The sequence below is a fragment of the Lysobacter sp. Root983 genome (assembly GCF_001429345.1).
Lineage (GTDB): Bacteria > Pseudomonadota > Gammaproteobacteria > Xanthomonadales > Xanthomonadaceae > Lysobacter.
Window position 1 is genome coordinate 1,299,524 of the sequence record NZ_LMJO01000001.1, and the last position, 16,036, is coordinate 1,315,559.

Annotated in this window: 16 protein-coding genes; 4 read left to right on the top strand and 12 right to left on the bottom strand. The window is 70.3% G+C overall.

The genetic code is table 11. The features are described 5' to 3' along the window. Positions 1–99: 99 nt before the first annotated feature. The 4 genes from queA to ASE43_RS05530 all read right to left on the bottom strand — a co-directional run bounded on the left by queA (position 100) and on the right by ASE43_RS05530 (position 5,818). Positions 100–1,164, bottom strand: coding sequence for a tRNA preQ1(34) S-adenosylmethionine ribosyltransferase-isomerase QueA (queA, locus tag ASE43_RS05515; RefSeq protein ID WP_057159687.1), 1,065 nt, complete (start codon positions 1,162–1,164; stop codon positions 100–102). 968 nt (positions 1,165–2,132) lie between these two features. Then, complete coding sequence (locus tag ASE43_RS05520) at positions 2,133–2,735, bottom strand: response regulator transcription factor (protein WP_057159688.1); 603 nt, start codon at positions 2,733–2,735, stop codon at positions 2,133–2,135. Continuing rightward, positions 2,732–3,901, bottom strand: a complete 1,170-nt coding sequence (locus ASE43_RS05525; protein WP_056181848.1) for a sensor histidine kinase — start codon at positions 3,899–3,901, stop codon at positions 2,732–2,734. Before ASE43_RS05525 ends, ASE43_RS05520 begins: the two co-directional genes overlap by 4 nt. Positions 3,902–4,036: 135 nt before the next feature. Further along, positions 4,037–5,818, bottom strand: a complete 1,782-nt coding sequence (locus ASE43_RS05530; protein ID WP_057159689.1) for a CIA30 family protein — start codon at positions 5,816–5,818, stop codon at positions 4,037–4,039. Between the two features lie 392 nt (positions 5,819–6,210). Here ASE43_RS05530 and ASE43_RS05535 point away from each other — a divergent pair, with 392 nt between their 5' ends. The 4 genes from ASE43_RS05535 (at position 6,211) to upp (ending at position 9,379) form a co-directional block, all read left to right on the top strand. Then, positions 6,211–7,707: an aminotransferase class III-fold pyridoxal phosphate-dependent enzyme gene (locus tag ASE43_RS05535; protein ID WP_057159690.1), complete on the top strand. Its 1,497-nt coding sequence runs from the start codon at positions 6,211–6,213 to the stop codon at positions 7,705–7,707. Between the two features lie 125 nt (positions 7,708–7,832). Beyond that, entirely contained in the window at positions 7,833–8,075 is a 243-nt protein-coding gene (locus ASE43_RS05540) for a hypothetical protein (protein WP_057159691.1), read from the top strand. Positions 8,076–8,139: 64 nt separating this feature from the next. Next, positions 8,140–8,451, top strand: coding sequence for a hypothetical protein (locus ASE43_RS05545; protein ID WP_057159692.1), 312 nt, complete (start codon positions 8,140–8,142; stop codon positions 8,449–8,451). A gap of 292 nt (positions 8,452–8,743) precedes the next feature. Next, a complete protein-coding gene (gene upp, locus ASE43_RS05550) occupies positions 8,744–9,379 on the top strand; it encodes a uracil phosphoribosyltransferase (protein WP_056181832.1) in 636 nt (211 codons plus the stop codon). 120 nt (positions 9,380–9,499) lie between these two features. Here upp and ASE43_RS05555 read toward each other — a convergent pair whose 3' ends face one another. From ASE43_RS05555 to rsmD, 8 genes are all read right to left on the bottom strand, one after another. Next, positions 9,500–10,270 (bottom strand): TMEM43 family protein, encoded by a 771-nt coding sequence (locus ASE43_RS05555; protein ID WP_057159693.1) that lies wholly within the window; start codon positions 10,268–10,270, stop codon positions 9,500–9,502. Continuing rightward, positions 10,267–11,157, bottom strand: coding sequence for an MBL fold metallo-hydrolase (locus tag ASE43_RS05560; RefSeq protein WP_057159883.1), 891 nt, complete (start codon positions 11,155–11,157; stop codon positions 10,267–10,269). The genes ASE43_RS05555 and ASE43_RS05560 overlap by 4 nt, the downstream gene beginning before the upstream one ends. Positions 11,158–11,330: 173 nt before the next feature. After that, positions 11,331–11,915, bottom strand: a complete 585-nt coding sequence (locus ASE43_RS05565) for a hypothetical protein (RefSeq protein ID WP_057159694.1) — start codon at positions 11,913–11,915, stop codon at positions 11,331–11,333. Positions 11,916–12,019: 104 nt separating this feature from the next. Beyond that, positions 12,020–13,744: a gamma-glutamyltransferase gene (gene ggt / locus ASE43_RS05570; protein WP_056181825.1), complete on the bottom strand. Its 1,725-nt coding sequence runs from the start codon at positions 13,742–13,744 to the stop codon at positions 12,020–12,022. Between the two features lie 4 nt (positions 13,745–13,748). Then, the gene (locus ASE43_RS05575) at positions 13,749–13,997 is read right to left on the bottom strand and encodes a YfhL family 4Fe-4S dicluster ferredoxin (protein WP_056181822.1); all 249 of its coding nucleotides are present in this window, start codon (positions 13,995–13,997) and stop codon (positions 13,749–13,751) included. Positions 13,998–14,161: 164 nt separating this feature from the next. Further along, positions 14,162–14,668 carry a hypothetical protein gene (locus ASE43_RS05580; RefSeq protein ID WP_056181819.1) on the bottom strand — a complete coding sequence of 169 codons (507 nt, stop codon included), beginning with the start codon at positions 14,666–14,668 and terminating at the stop codon, positions 14,162–14,164. Between the two features lie 22 nt (positions 14,669–14,690). Continuing rightward, on the bottom strand, positions 14,691–15,197 hold the full coding sequence (gene coaD, locus ASE43_RS05585) for a pantetheine-phosphate adenylyltransferase (RefSeq protein WP_056181816.1): 507 nt from the start codon (positions 15,195–15,197) through the stop codon (positions 14,691–14,693). Positions 15,198–15,385: 188 nt separating this feature from the next. Further along, positions 15,386–15,982: a 16S rRNA (guanine(966)-N(2))-methyltransferase RsmD gene (gene rsmD / locus ASE43_RS05590; protein ID WP_057159695.1), complete on the bottom strand. Its 597-nt coding sequence runs from the start codon at positions 15,980–15,982 to the stop codon at positions 15,386–15,388. Positions 15,983–16,036 lie beyond the last annotated feature (54 nt).

Genomic DNA, 16,036 nt, shown 5'->3' on the forward strand with positions numbered 1-16,036 from the left:
TGCTTTTGTTTGGGGTAGGAGCAAATCCCCCCTGCCCCCCTTTTTCAAAGGGGGGGAAGGCGAGTGCCGATTCAGACGGGCACGCCACTTGGAAAGCGCTCATGCGTCCGCCTCCGGCTGCAGCAGCATGGCGTCGCCGTAGGAAAAGAAGCGATAGCGCTCGCGGATCGCGTGCGCGTAGGCGGCGAACACGCGTTCGCGGCCGGCGAAGGCGGAAACCAGCATCAGCAGAGTGCTCTCCGGCAGGTGGAAGTTGGTGATCAGGGCGTCGACCGAACGGATCTTGTAGCCGGGCAGGATGAACAAGCGGGTCTCGCCGGCGTAGGGAAGCAGTTCGCCGTCGGCGCCGCCGCCGTGGCGCATCGCGGATTCCAGCGCGCGTACCACGGTGGTGCCCACCGCGACCACGCGGCCGCCGGCGGCGCGGGTGCGGCGGATCTGTTCGATCAGGCTGGCGCCGACGTTGAGCCATTCGCTGTGCATCACGTGCTGCTCGAGGCTGTCCACGCGCACCGGCTGGAAGGTGCCCGCGCCCACGTGCAGGGTGACGTGCCCGAACTCGACGCCGCGCGCGCGCAGGCGCGCCAGCAGCTCCTCATCGAAATGCAGACCGGCGGTGGGCGCCGCGACCGCGCCGACTTCGCGCGCGAACACGGTCTGGTAGCGCTCGTCGTCGTCGTTGCCGGGCTCGCGCTGGATGTAGGGCGGCAGCGGCAGGCGGCCGGCGTGCAGCAGCCAGTTCTCCAGCGAATCGCCGTGCGGCTGGCCGTCGAGGTGGAACTGCAGGCGGTAGAACTCGCCCTCGCGGTCCAGCACCTCGGCCTCGCCGCCGGCGTCCAAGGCGATGCGCGCGCCGGCCTTGGGCGACTTGCTCACGCCCAACTGGGCGCGCGCCTGGGCGCCGCCGAGCAGGCGCTCGATCAGGATCTCGACCCGCCCGCCGCTGCTCTTGTGGCCGTACAGACGCGCCGGGATCACGCGGGTGTCGTTGAACACCAGTAGGTCGCCGGGCGCCAACAGCTCGGGCAGGTCGCGGAAGCTGCGGTCGGCGATCTCGGCCGGCGCCGGCGGCACCAGCAGCAGGCGGCTGGCCGAGCGTTCGGGCAGCGGGGCCTGGGCGATCAGTTCCGGCGGCAGCTCGTAGTGGAAATCGGATTTTTTCAACGGACGGGTCTTGGTCGGCGGCGAAGAGCCGCTATGCGGTCGGGAGCGATAAGACCGGACATCGGTCGAGGGCGCTGGGCCCCGGCAGCCAACGGCGCCGGAAGCCCGGCATTATCGGCCGCCAGAGGCCCCGGGGGCAAAAGCGGGCGCAGAGGCCGGTTCAGAAGCCCGGCGCTGGTCCCCGGGCAGCCAGCGTTCGGGGCACCCATCGTAAGGCGTGGCGCGCCCCTGCCCCGCCCCAGCTCCCGTTGCCGCAACCGCCGTCGCCGTCGCCGTTGCCGTTGCCGTTGCCGTTGCCGCGGCATTCAAATCCAAAAGCCCCGCATTCACCCGACCACCCGTAGACCCGAAGGGCGGCGCGCAGGACGCGCGCCGTTTTTCGAATGGACAGGGACGTCCATTCGAAAAATCCCGGCGAAAGCACCGAACTCGCAAGGGAGGGTTGGTCAAGCTAGCCCTTCTCTTTGGTTACTTTCTCTTGGGCTAGCAAGAGAAAGTGACCCGCATGCGCAGCAGGCGGAAGCCTTTGACCTTCGGTCAGAAGAGGCGACAGCAAAAGCCAAAGCAAATCCTCCCCAACCCTCCTTTTACAAAGGAGGGAGCTAGCAGCAAGAGCCTGCTGGCGCTCACCCGTGCACGAACCTGCGGTTCGTAAGCCGCACGGCTTCACCCTTTTTCAAAGGAGGGAGCTAGGAGCAAGAGAAAGTGACCCGCATGCGCAGCAGGCGGAGGGCCTTGGTCCAAAGCCGAAGTCCGATACCAGCAGATCTCAGCAAAACCCCAGCCAGCGCCGTAGCCGGAGCTCGCCATCGCGGCTTACGCCGCTCCCACAGAAGGCCGGGCCAATCCGGAACGAGCGACGTGGCCGGGATTCGCGGTCGCAGCCCGCGCCGCTCCTACAAACAGCCTGCGCATCGATCGACGACGCGTCCCAGCCGCACCAGCGCCGAGAGAAGAAACCCGCCGCGCTACAGCCAACCGTTCTGGCGGGCCTGGCGATAGGCCTCGATGCGGTTGCCGGCGCCGAGCTTGCCGATCGCCTCGGACAGGTAGTTGCGCACCGTGCCCTGGCTCAGGTGCAGGCGCTGGCCGATCTCGGCGGTGGACACGCCCTCGCCCGCCAGGCGCAGGACCTGGCGCTCGCGTTCGGTCAGCGGGTCTTCCTCGCCCCAGGCCGCGACCGCGAGCTGGGGATCGATCGCGCGGCCGCCGCGGTGGACCTGGCGCAAGGCCTCGGCCAGTTGTTCGGAGGGCGCGTCCTTGAGCAGGTAGCCGCGCACGCCGGCATCCAGTGCGCGGCGCAGATAACCGCTGCGGCCGAAGGTGGTCACGATCACCACCCGCGTCTCCAGCCCGGATTGGCGCAGGCGCTGGGCCAGCTCGATGCCGGTCATGTGCGGCATCTCGATATCGGTGACCAGCAGATCGGGTTGCAGCCGCTGCACCGCCGTCCAGGCGGCCTCGCCGTCGCCGACCGCGGCCACCACTTCCAGGTCGGATTCCAGGTTCAGCAGCGCGGCCAGCGCGCCGCGCACCATCGCCTGATCCTCGGCCAGCACCAGTCGGATCATGCCGCGCCCCGCTCGCTGAAGGTCCGTGCCAAGGCCGGCGTGTCGTCGTCGCGGCGCGCGGCGGCCAGGGCCTCGCGCGGCAGGATCAGGCGCAGGCGCGTGCCGGCGCCGATCGGGCTGTCGATCTCGACGCTGCCGCCGACCTCGCGCAGGCGTTCGCGCATGCCGGTCAGGCCGTGGCCCTCGCGGCCGGCGCCGCCGCGGCCGTCGTCGGCGATCAGCAGGCTCAGGCCGCCGCGGCTCTCGCCGAACAACTCGACCTCGACCCGGGTCGCGCCGGCGTGGCGCAGCACATTGGTCACCGATTCGCGCAGCGCCAGCGTCAGCGCGGTTTCGACCTTCTCGGGGATCTCGACCGGCGCCAGCCGGTGATCCAGGCTGATCTCCGCGCTGAGCAGGGCCAGGCGCGCGGCCGCCAGTTCGGCCTGCAAGCCGTTGGCGCGGATGCCGGCCACCGCTTCGCGGACCTGGGTGAGCGCTTCGCGCGCGACCCGTTCGACCTCGCCGATCTGGGCGCGCGCGCCCTGCGGATCGCGCTCGAACAGGCGCGCGGCGAGTTGGGTCTTGAGCACCACCAGCGACAAGGTGTGGCCTAGCACGTCGTGCAGATCGCGGCCGATGCGCTCGCGCTCGGCCAGGCTGGCCAGGCGCCGCACTTCGTCCTGGGTCAGGCGCAGCTCGGCGTTGCGCAGTTCGCGGTTGCGGATGCTGACGACGCCGACGAACACCATCGCCGCCACGATCACGTTGATGAGGTAGGTCGACACCGGCATCGCCTCGGCCGGCAGGAAGCGGTAGAAGCACACCGCCTCGATCGCCATCAACACCACGCATAGCGGCAGCGCGCGCCACGGCGACAGCGTGGCGGCGGCCATGCCGACGGCGAAAATCACGTAGGCCGCGCCGGCGCCCATCGGCATGGTGGCGAAGCCCAGCGCGGCCACCGCCAGGGTCAGGGCCAGACGCCGGCGCCGCGAGGCCGCGTAGTGATGGGCGAAGTACAGCACCACGAAGGTCAGCGCGGCGGCGGCGAACAACAACACCGCGCGCAGCGGCACCGTCGGCCAGTAGAACATCGGCAGGAACGCGAAAATCAGATACAGCAGCGACACCCAGCGCCAGAGGGGCGGGTGTTCGTGGGCTTGGATGAAGGCCTTGATGCGCATGCGGATGTGTCCTTCGCTGCCGCGACTGTAAGTAATCCGAAGACGAAAAGTTCGGGCTTGCGCACCGAAACGAAAAAACCGGTCGCGCGCAGCGGGCCGAGGGAGGGGCCCGATGCGCGCGACCGGCGTCGCGGCTCAGCGCAGTTCGACCGCCTCGATAGCGAAGGCGAACGGGCCTGGCGCGATCGCCGCCAACGAAATACCGCGCAAACGGGTCAGATCGACGTTGGCCAGCGTCGCCAGCGACACTCGAACCTCGCGCCAGTCGCTGCCGGTCTCGACCCGCTGCATGCCCGGGCGGCCGTTGATGTCGGCGCCGGAGAACACCAGCAGGGTCAGCGCCTGGCCGTCGCCGCGCACCCGCAGCACCAGCTCGCGCACGCCGCTGGCGTCGGTGGCGGCCATCGGCTCGCCGCCCGGGAACAGGATCAGGCCGCCCCAGGTGGACGGCGCGCCGGCCACCACTTCGCCGGCGACCCGCAGGGCCGGACCGCCGCTCTGGCCCTGGGCGGCGGCGAGCTTGGACTGCGAACGCCCGCCGATGATCTGGTCGGTGCTGGCGGCCCAGTTCGGCGCCGGCTGAGCGCCGCGCAACAGTTCGACCGCGCCCGCGCCCAAGCGCGGTGCGGGCTGGTCGGCGACGCGGGCCACGGCGTAGCCGTTCTTCCACACCGTGCGGATCGCGCGGGTGGCGGTGATGTCGGTCCCGGGGTCGCCGTCGACCAGGATCAGATCGGCGCGCAGGCCCGGCGCGATGCGGCCGCGATCGTGCAGGCCGAAGCGCCGCGCGGGCGCCGAGGTCGCCGCGCGCAAGGCCTCCACCGGGCTCAGGCCCGCGCGCACCAGCAGCGCCAGCTCGGCGTGCTGGCTGGCGCCGTGAGCGGTGCCGGGGTTGCCGGCGTCGGTGCCGGCCAGCAGGGTTACCCCGGCCGCGTGCAGGCGGCGCACGTTCTCCAGCGCGTTGGGCAGGTGATGATCGATCTCCTTGGGCAGCGGGAAGGTCTGGCCCAGCGCGTCCTTCTGCGCCGGCTGCAGCATCGGTGCGATGCGCGGATCGGCGGCCAGCCTGGCGCCCTCGCCGGCGCGCGACAGGGTCGCCATCACGCTCAGGGTCGGGGTCACGAAGGCGTTGCGGCGCTTGATCGCGGCGACCAGGGCGTCGTCGGCGACGCGGTCGCTGTAGACGTGGATCAGGCCGTCGGCGCCGGCGTCGATCACCTTTTCGGCATCGGCGACCTGGGCCACGTGCACCATCGCCAGCTTGTTCTGGCGGTGCGCGGCGTCGATGGCGGCGCGCGTGGTTTCGTCGCTCAGGGTCGGAATGCGCGCACGGCCGGCGTAGGCGGCGCCGTTGTCGACCACCAGCTTGATGTAGTCCGAGCCCTCGCCGATGCGATCGCGTACGAAGGTCTCGGCCTGGGCGGGGTCGTCCAGGGTCGGGATCGCCAGGCCGTATTCGGTGCCGTGCCCGCCCTTGGCGGTGACCAGGGTGCCGGCCGACCACAGATCGGCGCGATCGGTGCGCGCGTGGCCTTCGCGCTCCTTGCGCGCATCGGCAAGCAGGCGGTGGTCGGTGAACATGTCCAGCTCGGTGGTCACGCCGAAGCGCAGGGCGTCGCGGCGCGCCTCGCCGAAGCTGTGGGTGTGGGCGTCGATCAGGCCGGGCAGCAGGGTGCCGCCGCGGCCCTCGACCACCGGCACGCCGGCCGGGATCGCGAGCTTGGCCCCGACCGCGGCGATCAGGCCGTCGCGCACCAGCACGGTGGTGGCCGGCAGCATGCGTTCGCCGTCGAACACGCGTACGTCGCGGATGGCGACATCGTCGCCGTCGGCGCCACCCGGTTCGGCCGCGACCGCCGCGCCGCTCAGGGCGACCAGCATCAGCGCGCTCAGCCAGGTGGGTTGGGGAATCTTCATCGTGGAGCTCCATGGGGGCCGGCGCGGCCGGCTTCGGGGTGGCGCCACTGTCGCGATCCGCGCCCCCGCCCGGCAGTGGGCGCCGTCACCGGCCCCGGATGACAGCTGTCACCCGCCCCGCCCGGCTGGGGGTTATCGCCGTGCTCCGGACGTGATAAACTCGCACAAGCTATTGAATTGAAACGAAAAACAACCGCTGGCAGCCATTTCACGGGCAGCCGCGGCGATCTTCGTTTCTGACATGCGTGTTTCGACTTGCATGAAGGGCGGCGCTTGGCGACCCGAACCACCCCGGGGCGCTGCAACTGCGAGCGCCCGGCCACGGAGGCCGGGCCTGTTCTTCATCCCACGATGCTTCGGCCGGACTGCCGACGACCATTGGAGATCTTGTGATGACCCTGCTCGCCCCTCTCGCGCCGCTGCGTGCCCATGCCGGCGCGCGCCGCACCCTCGGCCTGGACGACGCCACCGTGACACGCTTCGCCGCCAGCCATCCGGAGCTGGTCGAGGCCATCGAGGCCGCCGCCGCCGAATACGCGGCCGTGCGCGCCGATATCGCCGACCTGCTCGACCTGGACGAAGACGCGCAGATCCGCGCCGTCCAGCACGGCTACGTCAATTTCTACACCGACGACGGCGTCAATCCTTATGTCGCCCTGGTCGCGCGCGGCCCCTGGATCGTGACCCTCAAGGGCGCGGTGCTGCACGACTCCGGCGGCTACGGCATGCTCGGCTTCGGCCACACCCCGGACGCGGTGATCGCGGCCATGGCCAAGCCGCAGGCGATGGCCAACATCATGACCCCGTCGCTGTCGCAGCTGCGCTTCGACCGCGCCCTGCGCGGCGCGATCGGCGTGTCGCGCGGCGGCTGCCCCTACGCCCGCTTCCTGTGCCTGAACTCGGGTTCGGAATCGGTGTCGCTGGCCGCGCGCATCGCCGACGTCAACACCAAGCTGATGACCGACCCCGGCGCCAAGTACGCCGGCCGCGCGATCAAGCGCGTGGTGGTCAAGGGCAGCTTCCACGGCCGCACCGAGCGCCCGGCGCTGTACTCGGACTCCTCGCGCAAAGCCTATGTGCAGTACCTGGCCAGCTTCCGCAACGAGGACTCGGTGATCACCGTCGAGCCTTACGACATCGAAGCGCTCAACAAGGTCTTCGCCGACGCCGACGCCAACGGCTGGTTCATCGAGGCGATGTTCCTGGAGCCGGTGATGGGCGAAGGCGACCCGGGCCGCGGCGTGCCGCCGGCGTTCTACGCCGCCGCGCGCGAACTCACCCGCAGCCACGGCTCGCTGCTGCTGATCGATTCGATCCAGGCCGGCCTGCGCGCGCACGGCGTGCTGTCGATCGTCGACTACCCGGGCTTCGAAGGCCTGGACGCGCCGGACATGGAAACCTATTCCAAGGCGCTCAACGCCGGCCAGTACCCGCTGTCGGTGCTCGCGGTCGGCGAACGCGCCGCCTCGCTGTACCGCAAGGGTCTGTACGGCAACACCATGACCACCAACCCGCGCGCGCTGGACGTGGCGGTGTCGGTGCTGGCCCAGGTCACCCCGGAACTGCGCGAGAACATCCGCGCGCGCGGCGCCGAGGCCCTGCAGAAGCTGGAGCAGCTCAAGAACGAGCTCGGCGGCCTGATCACCAAGGTCCAGGGCACCGGCCTGCTGTTCTCCTGCGAGCTGGCGCCGCAGTTCAAGTGCTACGGCGCGGGCTCCACCGAGGAATGGCTGCGCGAGCGCGGCATCGGCGTGATCCACGGCGGCGTCAATTCGCTGCGCTTCACCCCCAACTTCACCATCACCAGCGCCGAGATCGATCTGCTGGTGTCGATGGTCGGCCGCGCGCTCAAGGAAGGCCCGCGCGCGCAGCAGCAGGCCGCCGCTTAAAGTCGGGAGTGAGCGTGGAGGAGTGAGGAGCGAGCGAAAGCCGCTTTCCGCCTCCGCCTTCGCTCACTCCTCGCTTCTCGCTTCTCACTCCTCTCTTTTCACTACTGATCCAAGGAAGTCGCGGAATGATTCGTTTGTCGAACAAGGACACCGGCGCCGATATCGGCGAGATCAGCGAGGAAGAGCTGCAGATCCTGGTCGCCGCGCTGGAGGAAGAGGACAGCAAGGACCAGAACTACTGGATCGACCACGCCACCGTCGACATGATCGAGATCGATCACCTCAACGCCGGCTCGCTGATCACCGTGCTGCGGGCGGCGATCGGCAGCAGCGACGGCATCGAAATCCAGTACCTGCGCACGGCCTGAGCCGGCGCCCTCGCAGCGGCCGCGGCGGCGACGCCGCGGTCCTGCGCGAACACTCGCCACGCCCATGGCGCTCGACCTGATCCAGGCCCGGCACGACCGCGACGCGCCCTACTCGCATCGCGGTTTCGCCCTCGACGAATCCCTGCATGCGCAGCTGCTGGCCGCCGCGCAGCCGCGCGCCGACTATCCCTTGCTGCACAAGATGCGCGACTACTACGCCGACACCACGTTCCTGCTAGGGGAGCTGCGCGGCCTGCATGCCGAGCTGGCGCGCGTGGCCGCGCGTTGCGCCGATCCGGCGCAGGTACGGGCGCTGCAAGCTTTCGTGGAAGTCGCGCTCGCCGACGGCGACAACCTTTACGCCTGCGCCGACTAAGCCGCGTGCCGCTACGCGGTTCCCCCCCTTTGGAAAAGGGTTAAGCCGTGCGGCTTACGAACCGCAGGTTCGTGCACGGGTGAACGCCGGCAGGCTATGCCTGCTGGCCGGGCGGGTTAGGGGGATTTGCTTTTGCTCGACGCCACAAAGCAAAAGCAAATCCCCCGCGCCGCTAGGCGCCGCCGCCCCCTTTTTCCAAGGGGGCTACAAGCGGCGCTTGCGTCGCGCACGCCAACCATCAATGCTTGCGCCAGGCATCGCGCGCCGGCGCGCAACACAGACAAGGTCGCCCATGAAGATCGTCGAAGTCCGCCATCCGCTGGTCCAGCACAAGCTCGGCCTGATGCGACGCGCCGGCAACAGCACCAAGGAATTCCGCGAACTCGCTTCCGAGGTCGCGACCCTGCTGACCTATGAGGCCACCGCCGATCTGGAGACCGAGGAAGCGGTGATCCAGGGCTGGGCCGGCCCGGTCACCATCCGCCGCATCAAGGGCGCCAAGGTCACCCTGGTGCCGATCCTGCGCGCCGGCCTGGGCATGCTCACCGGCGTGCTGGAGCTGATCCCCTCGGCCAAGGTCGGCGTGGTCGGCCTGCAGCGCGACGAGCGCACCCTGCAGCCGGTCGGCTACTACGAAAAACTCACCGGCCGCATGGACGAGCGCACCGCGCTCATCCTCGACCCGATGCTGGCCACCGGCGGCACCCTGATCGCGACCGTGGACATGCTCAAGGCCGCGGGCTGCCGCCGCATCAAGGGCCTGTTCCTGGTCGCCGCGCCGGAAGGCCTGCGCGCGCTGGAGGCCAAGCACCCCGACGTGGAGGTCTACACCGCCTCGGTCGACGAACGCCTCAACGAAGTCGGCTACATCCTGCCGGGCCTGGGCGACGCCGGCGACAAGATCTTCGGTACCAAGCACGACGGTTGATGCGCGCGGCGGTACGCGGCGCGAACGTCCAAGCTCCGGGCTGTCGCTACTGCCGTTGAAGCAGAAGCAAATCCCCTTAGTCCCCTTTTGCAAAGGGGGAGAAAGCGGGGGCGTTCCGCCCTACTCCGCCGCCGCGTTGGCTTTGGCTTTGGCGCGCCGGCGGCGACGCGCGACCAGCGCGATGACGATCACCAGTGCGCCGCCGCCGAACCACGGCCACATCCGGCGCGCGCCCTCGGCTTCGGGCGCGGCCACGGGCGCCGGCACCGGCGCCGCGTTCAAGGCCGCCGCCGCGGTCGCCGCCGACATGCGCCAACGGCCGTCTACCAGTTCCAGCTTGCCTTCCAGCGGCGGCAGATGCAGTTCGCGCCAGCTCACGCGCAGATCGCCTATCTGCGGATCCAGCGGATTCTCGGCGCTGCCCAGGCCGTCGCCTTCGGGCTGGAAGGTCGCGGCCAGGTTGGCCGGCAGGCGCGAGAAATTGGGCCGGAACACCCGCCATTCGCCCAGCGCATGCAGTACGCCGGATTCGATCGGGCGCCCGTCCAAGCTGGCCGAGTCCGACCACCAGCGCCGGTTCTCCAGCGGCAGCGTGGGCGGGTTCTGGTGTCCGGGCGCATAGCCCTGCGAATCGATGGGCGCGGCGTTCCAGACCCGCTCGTAGCCGCTGGCCGTGGCCCGCCATTGGTACATCTCGACCCTACGATCGAGCCCGAACTGACGGCTGGTCACGCCGAACTCGCGGTCGCGCAGCGCGCTGGCGGCGCGCGGCTCCTCGATCGGCACGGTCGCGCTGGGCGCCGCATCGCCGGCCGGCGCAGGCGTCCGCGCCGCGGCCGCGGCGACGAACAAGACGATCGGCAGCGCCAGCGCCGCCCGCGCCGATCTCATGCAGCCAGGGCCCGCGCGTGCAGGGCCGGCACTTCGTGCGCGGTGCCGAACTTGCCCTTGTCGTCGCGCACCACCTGGGCCAGCGCGCAGCCCGGGTCGTGGGTGAAGAACAGATGCACGTTGCGCTCGAGCTTGTCGGCCAGGAAGGACTTCTTCTCGTCGATCAACAACTCGGCATTGCGGTCGTAGCCCATGGTGATGGGCACGTGCACCCAGGGCCGGCCCGGAATCAGATCGGCGCAGAACACCACGCCGCCGTGCGGACGACCGGCCACGGTCTCGGGGCCGACGATCTCGGCCAGCATCAGCCCCGGCGTGTGGCCGTCGCTGTAGTGGAAACGCACGCTGTGGCCCAGCGTCTGCGAATACTCGCCGTCGACCAGCTCCAGACGGCCGGTGGCCTCCAGCAGGTCCGGCAATTCGGCAATGAAACTCGCGCGGTCGCGCGCATGCGGCTGGCGCGCGCGCTCGTAATGCGCGCGCCCGACCAGATAGCTCGCGTTCGGAAACGCCAGCCGCGGCGCCTCGCCCTCGGCCCAGGACGCGAGCAGGCCGCCGGCATGATCGAAGTGCAGATGCGACAGCACCACCACGTCGATGTCTTCCGGCGCGAAGCCCGCTTCGGCCAGCGACTCCAGCAGGACATGACGTTCTTCGACCACACCGTAACGCTCGCGCAGCTTGGGCTCGAAGAAGGCGCCGATGCCGGCCTCGAACAGCACGGTCTTGCCGGCCAGCGGACTGGCCAGCAGGGCGCGGCAGGCCAGGTCGATGCGGTTGTGTTCGTCCGGCGGCGACCACTTCGCCCACATCGCGCGCGGCGCGTTGCCGAACATGGCGCCACCGTCGAGTTTCTGGCTATTGCCCAATACGGACCAAAGTTTCATCGCGGCCATCCGACGGATCAGCGGGAACGAGTGAGAGATGCGGGCGCCGGTACGCGCTCGCAAGCGCGGCGCCGGCGTCGCCTCAGCGCCCGCATAGGGTAACTCCGCGAGCGTTAGCGCCGCGATAGCGCGGTGCGGCGGCAGCGCGGCGGTCGCGACAGCCGCCGCCGCGCTCAGTCCTGCGGCGTGGCCACGGTGGCGAAATGGAACACGAACTCGCCGGCCTTGCCGCCCTCGGCGAGCACCCGGATCGGCGCCAGACCGCCGTCGGCGCGCAGCTTGGCGCTGCCGCGCGCGACCGTGCTGCTGATCAGGCCCGAGGCGCGGCCGGTGATCTTGATCGTCATCTCCTGGCCGGGCACCAGCACCACGCGCGCGATCGAAGGGTCGCTGGTGCGCGGTAGCGCGATCGCGTCGGCGCCGGTGTCCACGTAATCGCGCGCCGCCAGCGCGAACAGCTCCTCGCCGCCGCCTTCGATCTCGAACGACCAGGCGGTGCTGCCGTTGGTGCCGTCGTCGATCACCTCGATCTGCTTGAGGGTCAACAGCACCGCGGTCTTGCGCGGCGCCTGCGGCACGGGCGCGGTCGCCGGCGGCGCGGCCGGCTTGGCCGTGGCGGCGGCCGGCGCGGGCGCGTCGTCGCTCAGCCAGTCGCGCACGTTGTTGACCAGGGTGGTCAGGCCGACCAGGAACGCGAGCAACGCGACCGAGATCGCCGGCACGCGTGCATACCAGGGCTTGTCCTGTTGATCCGTCACTGTCCGCCCGCCCCTGTCCGTCGCACCGTTGTGTCGAAGGCGCAATCTACTGCACTGCGCGCGACGGCTCTAGCGTCGCGCGCGTCCCGATCGCGCGGCGCCGCTCAGGGCTGCGCGAGTACCGCGGCCTTGCCGACCGGATTGCGCGGATCGGTGCCGCCGGACAGGGTGCCCGCGGCCTTGTCCCACATCACCGTCTGCAGATTGCCCCAGCTCGCCTCGCCGGCGTTGACCTTGTGCCCCATCGCCTGCAGCGCGCTGACGGTGGCGGCGTCCAGCGCGCCCGCCTCGGCCGAGATCGCATCGGGCATCCACTGGTGGTGGTAGCGCGGCAGCGCCGCGACCTGCTGCGGCGCCAGGCCGGCGTCGTAGGCCAGGATCGCCAGCAGGACCTGGGTGATGATGCGGCTGCCGCCGGGGGCGCCGACCGCGATCACCTTGTCCTTGGACTCCAGGAAGCTGGGCGTCATCGAGCTGAGCATGCGCTTGCCCGGCGCGGGTGCGTTGGCCGAGAACCCCATCACACCGAACGCGTTGGGCGTGCCCGGACGCAGGGCGAAGTCGTCCATCTCGTTGTTGAGCAGCACGCCGGTGCCCGGCGCGACCATGCCCGAGCCGTACAGCAGGTTCACGGTCTGGGTCGCGGCGACGCGGTTGCCTTCGGCGTCGATGATCGAGAAGTGGGTGGTTTCGTCGTCTTCCAGCGGCGCCGGCGTGCCCGACAGCAGATCGCTGGGCGTGGCCTTGTCGGGGTGGATGGTGGCGCGCAGGCCGGCGGCGTAGTCGGCGCTGGTCAGACGCGCCAGCGGCACCTTCACGAAATCCGGATCGCCCAGATAGAGGGTGCGGTCGCGATAGGCGCGGCGCATGGCCTCGGCGACGATGTGCACGCGGTGGGCGTCGTCGAGCTTGGACAGGTCCCAGCCCGACAGCATCTGCAGGATCTCGGCCAGGGCCACGCCGCCCGAGGACGGCGGCGGCGCGGTGACGATGTCCCAGCCGCGGTACTTCAGGCGCAGCGGCTCGCGCTCGCGCACTTGGTAACCGGACAGTTCGTCGGCGCGCCATTGCCCGCCTTCGTGCTTGACCGCGGCCAGCAGCTTCTTGGCGACTTCGCCGCGATAGAAGCCGTCGTAGCCCTTGCCGGCCAGCAGTTCCAGGGTGTGGGCGAGCTCGGGCTGCTTGAGGATCTCGCCGGCCTTGGGCGGGCTGCCGTCGGCCAGGAACACCGCGCGCGTGCCGGCATAACGCTCCATCACCTCGCGGCGACTGGCGTAGCCCTTCTCCAGACGCGGATAGATAGGGAAACCCTCGCGCGCGATCCGGATCGCCGGCGCCAGCGAAGTCTTCAGCGGCAGCTTGCCGTAGCGCTCGGCCAGGTGCACCAGCGCCGCCGGCAGGCCGGGGATGCCGGCCGACCAGGGGCCGTTGGTGGCGCGATCGCGGTCGAGCTCGCCGTTCTTGTCCAGATACGCGGCCGGCGTGGCCGCGGCCGGCGCGGTCTCGCGCGCGTCCACGAACACGTCGCGCCCGCTCTTGGCGTCGTGCAGCAGGAAGAACCCGCCGCCGCCGATGCCGGAGCTGATCGGCTCGACCACCGACAGCGTCGAGGACACCGCGATCGCGGCGTCGAAGGCGTTGCCGCCCTGGCCCAGGATCTCCAGGCCGGCATCGGTGGACAGCTGATGCGCGCTGGCGATGGCCGCGCCCGGCGGATGCGCGGTGCCGGCCTGCGGCGCCTGCGCGGCCTGCGCGGGCGCCACGAGCAGCCAGGCGCTCGCCAACACCAGGGACATCAGACCTGCGTGCATCGCGGGCGCCTTGCGCATCGTGTCACTCCTGTTGCAAACGCTGCAGCTTGGCCAGCAGCTGTTCGTGGGTTTCGGGATGGGCCGGATCGTTGTCGATGCATTCGACCGGGCAGACGACCACGCACTGCGGCTCGTCGTAGTGTCCGACGCATTCGGTGCAGCGCGCCGGATCGATCACGTAAATGGTCTCGCCCTGCGCGATCGCCTGATTGGGACAGGCCGGTTCGCAGACGTCGCAGTTGACGCAGAGCTCGTTGATGCGCAGGGACATGAGGACATCATGGGGGCGGAACGCGCGCTTGAGAACCGGCGCGGTCGCGAATCGCGAAACCGTCGCCGCGCTCAGGCGCTGCGACGGTGCCGGCACGGCCGCCTGGGCTGACCGTACCTGTGTCGCGGGGCACGGTCGCCGTACGGCGACCGTGCCAGCGGGCATTACTTGACTTCGATGAACGAGTACTCGACGCCGTACGGCGTGACGGCGGCCTTGACGCGCTCGCTGTCGGCGGCGGCGCCGATGAACAGCACCTTCACGCCCTTCATCGGCGGGGTTTCCTTGGTCGGCGCCGGGAACGAGGCGACGATCAGGTCGGCCATCTTGGCCGAGGCCGGCGAGCCATAGGCCAGCAGGTTGCCTTCGACGATGCCGCGCGCGATATCGAGCTTGGCCTTCTCGACCTGGCGGTCGTAGTAGCCCTGGAAGTCCGGGCTGGTCTCGGCCGGCAGGTAGTACAGGTAGGGGCTGACGGAGATGCCTTCGGCGTCGACCTTGCGCTTGACCACGTCGGTCAGGTACTTGCTCCACTCGGCGTCGCCGCTGGTGGTGGGCGCGGTCAGCGGGGCTTGCACGGCTGCGGCCGGCGCGGCTTCTTCCTTCTTGCACGCGGCCACGAAGGGCAGCGCGAGGCAGGCGATCAGCATCAGGCGGGAGGTGGTGTTCATCGGGATCCCCGTGTGTTGGAAGTCATCGTTTCTGATTGCGCTGCCATTCGGCCTGCAACGCTTCGGCTACCGCCGGTGGCACGAACCCGGAGACGTCGCCGCCGAGGCGGGCGATCTCGCGTACCAGCGACGAGGAAATGAATCCGTACTGCTCGGCCGGGGTGAGGAACAACGTCTCCACCTCCGGGATCAGGTGGCGATTCATGCTCGCCAGCTGGAATTCGTATTCGAAGTCCGACACCGCGCGCAGGCCGCGCAGCAGCACGCCGCCGCCGACTTCGGCGACGAAATGCGCGAGCAGGCAGTCGAAACCGCGGACTTCGATATGCGGGTGATGGGCCACCGCCTGGCGCGCCAGTTCCACGCGCAGTTCCAGAGACAGCGCCGGGCCTTTGCCGGGGCTGGCGGCCACGCCGATGATCATGCGTTCGAACAGCGGGGCGGCGCGGTCGACTAGGTCGATGTGGCCGTTGGTGATCGGATCGAAGGTGCCGGGATAGACGGCGATTCGAGTACGGGCCACGCTCATGGAGTGATCGTTCGCGTCTGCTGGCGGAAGGCGGCGGAGGCGCGCCGGCGCGGGCCCTGGGGCAACGCTACCGTCGCGACGCGTCCGTCGGGACGGAACGAAGTGTAGCAGTCGGGCGCATTCGCAGGGCCCGTTGCGACCGCGACCGGGCGCCGCGGCATTCCAGGCCGGCGGCTGCGGACCCGCGCCTAGGCCGAACGCTGCCGGTACAGGGCGTAGCTGACCTCGCGCGTGCCGCCCTCGCGATGGCGCAGCCAGTCTGGCGGCAGCGCAGGCGTCGTGCCCTGCGGGGCCTCGACGTACAGCCAGGCGCCGGCGGACAGCTTCGGCAACAGCGCCGGCCAGACCGCGTCCCACAAATCGGCCGCGAACGGCGGGTCGACGAAGGCCAGGTCGTAGCCGGCGTCGGCCTGCGCGCCCAGCCAGGCCAGGGCATCGGCCTGCACCACCTGCGCGGCTTCGCCGCCGGGCAGGCGCGCCGCGGTCGCGCGCAGGGCCGCGGCCAGGGCCGGGTCGCGTTCGACCAGGGTCGCGGCGGCGGCGCCGCGCGACAACGCCTCCAGGCCGAGCGCGCCGGTGCCGGCGAACAGGTCGAGCACGCGCGCGCCGGGCAAGACCGGGCCCAGCCAGTTGAACAAGGTCTCGCGCACGCGGTCGGAGGTCGGGCGCAAGCCCGGCGCATCGGCCACGTCCAGACGGGTGCCGCGCCAGCGGCCGCCGATGATGCGGATGCGCCCGGGGGCTGCGCCGGCGCGCGTGGGCCGGCCTGCGGTGGGTTTGTTCATCGGGAGCGTGCGGGGGCCGGTGCTAGCATGTGCGCATTCTCGCGCATTCGTGAC